This window comes from uncultured Subdoligranulum sp., assembly GCF_937890665.1.
This window is the reverse complement of record NZ_CALADU010000028.1, coordinates 1-6,359: the sequence shown is the minus strand read 5'-3', so window position 1 is coordinate 6,359 and position 6,359 is coordinate 1. Positions and strand designations below refer to the sequence as shown.

Annotated in this window: 7 protein-coding genes; all 7 read left to right on the top strand. The window is 58.9% G+C overall.

What is annotated here, in order from left to right; all coding sequences use genetic code 11:
* Nucleotides 1-1,350: NFACT family protein (locus tag Q0526_RS01750; RefSeq protein ID WP_298730259.1), on the top strand; the 1,350-nt coding region annotated here is incomplete at its 5' end.
* 104 nt (nucleotides 1,351-1,454) lie between these two features.
* Entirely contained in the window at nucleotides 1,455-2,519 is a 1,065-nt protein-coding gene (locus Q0526_RS01745; RefSeq protein WP_298730257.1) for a hypothetical protein, read from the top strand.
* A gap of 35 nt (nucleotides 2,520-2,554) precedes the next feature.
* On the top strand, nucleotides 2,555-3,634 hold the full coding sequence (locus tag Q0526_RS01740) for a WG repeat-containing protein (protein ID WP_298730255.1): 1,080 nt from the start codon (nucleotides 2,555-2,557) through the stop codon (nucleotides 3,632-3,634).
* A 13-nt stretch (nucleotides 3,635-3,647) separates the two neighbouring features.
* Nucleotides 3,648-3,821: a hypothetical protein gene (locus Q0526_RS01735; RefSeq protein ID WP_298730253.1), complete on the top strand. Its 174-nt coding sequence runs from the start codon at nucleotides 3,648-3,650 to the stop codon at nucleotides 3,819-3,821.
* A 15-nt stretch (nucleotides 3,822-3,836) separates the two neighbouring features.
* Entirely contained in the window at nucleotides 3,837-4,703 is an 867-nt protein-coding gene (locus Q0526_RS01730) for a WG repeat-containing protein (protein WP_298730251.1), read from the top strand.
* A 103-nt stretch (nucleotides 4,704-4,806) separates the two neighbouring features.
* The gene (locus tag Q0526_RS01725) at nucleotides 4,807-5,787 is read left to right on the top strand and encodes a hypothetical protein (RefSeq protein WP_298730249.1); all 981 of its coding nucleotides are present in this window, start codon (nucleotides 4,807-4,809) and stop codon (nucleotides 5,785-5,787) included.
* A 448-nt stretch (nucleotides 5,788-6,235) separates the two neighbouring features.
* Nucleotides 6,236-6,359 (top strand): 30S ribosomal protein S10 (locus Q0526_RS01720; RefSeq protein WP_298730261.1); only part of this gene is annotated, 124 nt, incomplete at its 3' end.

Genomic DNA, 6,359 nt, shown 5'->3' with positions numbered 1-6,359 from the left:
CGCATCATCGACGCCCTCAAGCGGGTGGATTTTGAGGACAGCGAGGTTCGGCAGCTTCTGCCGGGGCTGCCCTATACCTTGCCGCCCAAGCCCAATCGCCCGGATTTCCTGACCACCAGTTCGGCGTCCATCGTGGCGGCTGCCTGCGAGAAGGACCTGCCGGTGGCGGCGGCGCTGGGCAAGGTGGTGGCAGGCGTGGGACCCATCGTGGTACGGGAGGTCGTCTGCCGCGCTTTGGGCGAGACCCCGGCCTTGGCCTGTGATCTGACCAAGGACGAACAAAGCCGCTTGGCGGCGGCATTGGACGCCCTCAAAGAGGAACACGCGGCGGGAGGCACTCCCACGGCGGTACGGCTGCCTCAGCCGGACGGCGCCCCCAAACCGGTGGAGTTCAGCTTCTTTGTGCCGCAGCAGTACGGTGCGGCGGCGCTGCTGACCCAATATTCTTCGTACAGCGAGATGCTGGAAGATTACTATGCCACCAAGGACCGGGCCGAGCGTTTGCGGCAGAAGAGCCGGGAACTGTACAAGGCAGTACATAACATGCACGAACGTGCGGTGCGCAAACAGTCTGCCCGACGGGAAGAACTGGCGCAGTCTGCCAAGGCGGATACGCTGCGACTGTACGGGGAACTGCTGCAAGCCAACCTGTGGGCCATCCACAAGGGGGACCGGCAGGTGACGGTGCAGAACTACTACACCGGCGAGGATGTGACCATCCGGTTGGATCCGCGCCTCGGTCCCAATGACAACGCCCAGAAATATTTTAAAGACTATAAAAAGAAGCAGACCGCCCACGCCATGCTGCAAAAGCTGCTGGTAGAAGGGGAGGCAGAGATCGAATATCTGGCCACCGTCCTGTACGAGGTGGAATCCGCCCCCGGCGAGGCTGCTCTCAACGAGATCCGTGCCGAACTCAAGAGTCAGGGGTACCTGAAGTACTACAAACAGCGGGACCGCAAACAGAAACCGGCGGATTTCCTGCGGTACACCTCCAGTGACGGGTTCGAGATTCTGGTGGGCCGCAACAATCTGCAAAACGATAAACTGACCCTGCATACTGCTCGGGGCAAGGATTTGTGGTTCCATGTGCAGAAGGCGCCGGGCAGCCACTGTGTGGTGATGAGCCGGGGTGAGGACATCCCCGATACCACCAAGCAGGAGGCCGCCGAGTTGGCAGTGCTGCATTCCAGCCAGAACGGCGGCGCCAAGGTGGCGGTGGATACCACCGAGGTGAAAAACATCTGGAAAGCCAACGGGGCTAAACCCGGTATGGTGCTCTATAACGTTTATACCACCGTCTATGTCACGCCCCGCTCGGGTCTGGAAGAACAGTTGAAAAAACGCTGAGTTGTAAAATTTTTCGCGAAGCCACATGCCGCCTGTGCGGTGTGTGGCTTTTGTGGTATACTGAAGAAAAAACCGGTGAAATTTTTGTGAAGAGGTGAACAAAAATGAAACGTATGTTCTCTGTGCTAGGCGCTTTGTTGCTGCTCACGGCCTGTGCCCCGGCGGAATCGGCAGCCCCGGCGGCTACGCCCACCGTAGAACCGACAACGGCTCCCACCGCAGTGCCCGAGATGACACCTACCCCGGCGCCGTCCCCGGTGGCAACGCCGGATCCTTTGATGGAAATCTCGACTTGGAGCGGGGCTATGCCCGGACAGGCCCTTCAGTACACCATAGAGCAGGGGGAAGCAGAACTGGACCCGGATGTTACATGGCCGGAGGAGGGTGTGACCCTGCACATTATGGGCTGGAAAGGCAGCATGGAGGAGGCGGCGGAAACCTATGGCGTGCCGTTGGAAACCCTGCAGGCTTTGAATCCCGATCCCCGCATCGAGCAGGACGCAGAGGGCAATCCCTATTACAGCGAACTGATCCTCGAACAAAACTATCAGTTGCCCGACAATCCGGTCAAACGGGTGACGGTGGAAGTTCCGTGGATCGAGAATCGGTACGAGCGGTCCGGCACCTATGCGGTACCGGCTTCCCTCAGCGATCAGGCAGCGGCCTGCATGGCCACGGCATACTATTTTCAGTACGAACACTTTGGTATGCATCTAGGCATCGAACCGAGTGAACCGCTGCCGGACAACGATTCCTACTTCTACTATTCTACGGACGGGGCGATGTATACCTCGTATAGCGATCTGGAACAATTTCTGCACTGTGTGTATACACCGGACTACTGTGCACGGATCTTGGGTGGCCCGCTCGACCAGAGAGCGGAGGATGCTATACAACCCTATTATCAGGGGGAAGATGATACCATCTGTTTTCAGATGGGGGACAGAGGGTCGAATATTGCCTACTGCGGCAAGGTCTATACCGAACCTGAACTGCAGCCGGACGGCAGTCTGACCTTCTGGCAGCTCTCGTTGACCATTGAAAGTGAGGACTTTCAGGGCTGGGGACAGGACAAGGAGTATATTCCCGACACGGCCACCATCTTGCCGGTTCGGCTGGAACCTTCCGAAACCGGCTGGCGGGTGGATGAACTCTCACTGCCCAACTGATAAGGAAGAACTTTCAGAAAAAGGAGGGATGCACGATGAAGCAACGCTGGTGGATGGGGGCAGCAGCCCTGTTGCTGCTGACGGCTTGCACACCGCAAAATGCGGCGCCATCGAACGTACAGTCCGCTTCGGTGGCCCCGGCAGCAGAGGCTACGCCGGCCCCGACCTCTACATCTCAGCCGGGCTTGCCCTACGATGAAATCCGCACAGCGGTTCGGTATGATTCTACCCCGGCCCGCCCTTGTGAAGGATACTTTACCATGTCCCAGAACGGTCTGTGGGGATTGATGCGGGCTGACGGTACCGAGCTGCTTCCCTGCCAGGCCTCCTCACCGGTGAGCAACTGCGGCGCAGCCGGGGAATGGATCTGGAATGCACCCGTCGACTGGGACACCTATGAAGCGTATGTGAAAAAGCTGAGCGCTTCGGGAGACGGCACGCTGTGCGGCGGCCATGGTGGGTTCAGCTACAGCTTCTTTTACAATCTGGATACGCCCGGTCTGGATCACACAGCCACAGATCCGGCGGGAATCTATTGCTACCGCCGCAGCACGCCGGGACAGAGCAGCCCGCTGCGGGGAGATGACATGGAGGATGATCTGTGGGCGTTCTACGGCGATTGGCTGCCGGTCTATTCCGCGCATCTGGACCCGGAAGGCATGGAGATGAACTGGCCGGGGCCGCTAGTGGAGAGCACCCGGGGTGATGGGGTGACTGTGCGGTGGTGGTACATCAACCGGGACGGTGCGGGGCTGCTTCCGCCGGAAGTGGACCGGGCCGGCTGGTTCTTTTCGGAGGCTCTGGCTCCGGTAGAACAGAACGGGCAATGGGCGTATCTGGACCGTCAGGGCAATCTGGCAACGGAAGCGGTCTATGAGCCGGTCTGCGATTCCCGACGCGATCCCACAACAGGGGATTTCCTCGCGGAACCGGACTTCGGGGCCTATCTCCAAAACGGTTACGCCGCTGTTTGTCGGCAGGGGCGTTGGGGCTTGCTGGATGCCACAGGTACCGAAGTGATTCTCTGTGAGGAGGATGGTGTGGCTTGGGAGGGGACAACCCTCTGGGTCAAGGAGGGCAGTGGCTGGCACCAAAGGGCGCTGCCCTCGTCGTGAAGGAGGCCTTTTTATGAAAAGAGCGATGCTTGGCTTACCTTTGCTGCTTCTTGCGCTGGCTGGATGCGGCGGCAGACCATCAGAGGTCCACACAGGGGCGGGGACACCGGCACCTGTGGTGGAGGAAGAGGAGGAAGTGGCTCCGACGGCGACACCGACCCCGACACCGCAGCCGGATCTGACCTAAGACGAGATCCGCAACGTGGCCATCTACAACAGTGTGCCCAGCACGGTGATGGAAGGCTACTTTACGGTCAGCCAAGATGGCAAGTGGGGGCTGATCCGCGGGGACGGCACCGAGGTGCTGCCCTGTCTGGCCGAAGCGCCGGTGTTCCATTGCGGAACCCGGGGGCACTGGGTGTGGAACGCACAGATTAGCTGGGAAGAACTGGACGCCTACAGTGCGGCCCTGAAAGAAGCGGGCGAGCCGGAAATCTGCGGCGGCCACGGTGTTGAAACGGTGAACTTTGTCTATGATCTGGACGCACCGGGACGGGACATCTACGGATTCGACCCGAGCGCCATGCGTGCTTACTGGCTTTCCGAGAATGGGGGAAGGCTAGAGGAAGTCACCGACGAACTGTGGGCTACCTTCGGGGACCTGCTGCCTACCTATACTGTGTATGAGAGCAATCCCTCCCAGCCGAAAGTGTATGAATACGAAGACGGCACGAAACGGCTTTGCAGCTATGCGTATCGGGACAGCATGTGGTGGTCGGCGGATATACAGCTTGGCGGCTACTTCTTCGATGAACCCCTTGCGCCGGTACAGAAGATGGATGGGACATGGACCTACCTGAACCGGGATATGGAGGTGTGCGGGGCCCTGTATGAGCCGACCTATGACTCGGCGCGAGATCCGCAGACCGGAGCCTATACGGCGGAACCCAAGTATCCGGCGCCGATGATGAACGGATACGTGGCGGTCTGCCGGGACGGACGCTGGGGACTGCTGGGCCCTGACGGCACCGAGGTCATCCCCTGCGAGAAGGACGGCGTGGCCTGGGATGGAACGAACCTTCTGATCAAGGAAGGCGACGGATGGTATCGCACCGAACTGCCCGCCTGACGCAAAGAAAAAACCACCTGAAGTAAAAACAAAATGTATAATGTAAGCGAAAAATACATTTCGTATTTCAAAAACGACGGATTACCGTACAGGAGGTGCGGCTATGCAGAAAAAGTGGTATGCAGTTTCCGTGGCGCTCTTGCTGCTGACCGCTTGCGCTCCGGCGGAATCGGCTGTGTCGGAAACCACGCCTGCAGAGACACCGGCCACCACGGCGGCACCTTCCGCCACGCCGGAGCAGGCCGGTACCCGCTGGCAGGAGCAGGTCTCCTTCGACGATAGCTACACTGCCAGTCTGCGGGATGGCAGCGCCATTCCGCAGGCGGCCCTGCCCTTATATTATAAAGGTAGATGGTGGGGCAAGACTTGGGCGACTCTGGCCGAGGAAACCGGCTTGGCCGAGGCTGACCTGCGGGCGCTGAATCCCCAGATCACCGAGGCCGAGGATGGCGCCCTGCAGGCTGACACCAGCGAGCTGCTGCTCTCGGAGAGTTACGCCATCCCCCAGACACAGGAGGTGCTGGCGACCGTCGCGGTGCCGAGCATGCCGGAACCCTATCAGGAGCGGCACTATCCGCTGCCCGCTGCCCTGCCCCGAGAGGCCGCCGAGGTACTGGCTCTTTCCTATTATAATGCCGAGGCCGAGGGTCAGGGCTTTACCTGCGAGTCTGCCGGCGTGGGGGACTATCGTCAGGTGGTTGCGAGTTCCCGTTTTACTACCTTCTCGGAAGCGGAGGACTATTTCAGTACGATTTACACGCCGGCTGCATTGTCGGAATTGCTCCAGCCTCTGTCCGAGGAATCGATAGGGGAGGGGACAGCTTACTACCGGGAAGGGGCAGAGGACACGCTGCTCATGATGTGGTACCCTTATGACAGCATCATCCCCCAGTCCGGGTATACCTATACGGAACCGCAAACCCAGCCGGATGGCAGCTTGCAGTTCAGTGGGATTTGTATCGTCGTCACGGATGATCTGGGGGAACCGCTGCCGGAAGGAGCGGCAAGACTCTATTATGCACCCACCGTTCTGGCAGAAACAGAAGCCGGCTGGCGGGTGGCCACGCTGAATCCGCCCTTCTAAGGCAAAGAAGATCTTCTTTCGGCAAAACGCAGAATTTTTTCAAAAAAATTTAGAAAAACGCCCAAAAAACACTTGCAACGCCGGGAAACGTGTGTTATAATCAGTCTCGGCTGCGAAAGGCTTGGGCAGATTGCCTACAAGCGTTCTGCGCAAGCCGCGATATGCGTTGATGCGGGAGGTTGCCGTCACTGCCTTAGGGTGGCGGGTTTTTCCGCGGAGTATGTCCGATCTTAGAACCGGGCGAAAGAATTACGGAAACAAAGGGATATGTACGGCGCTGCATTCTGCGGCACGGACCAATGTTCGACTGACTTTGTGATGATTCTTTCCGGGAGAACTGTGCAAATACGGTTCACCGGATTTTGTCATGCGAGAAAGTTGAACGCCCGGAAACGTGTGTGGTTTATCGGCTCGCCTAAGGCACAAATTTTATTAGGAGGCGAAAGCAATGGCAGTCAAAGAGAAAATCAGAATTCGTTTGAAGAGCTATGATGCATCCCTGATCGATGCTGCGGCACAGAAGATCGTGGAGACCGCGAAGCGCACCGGCGCCCGCGTGTCCGGCCCGATCC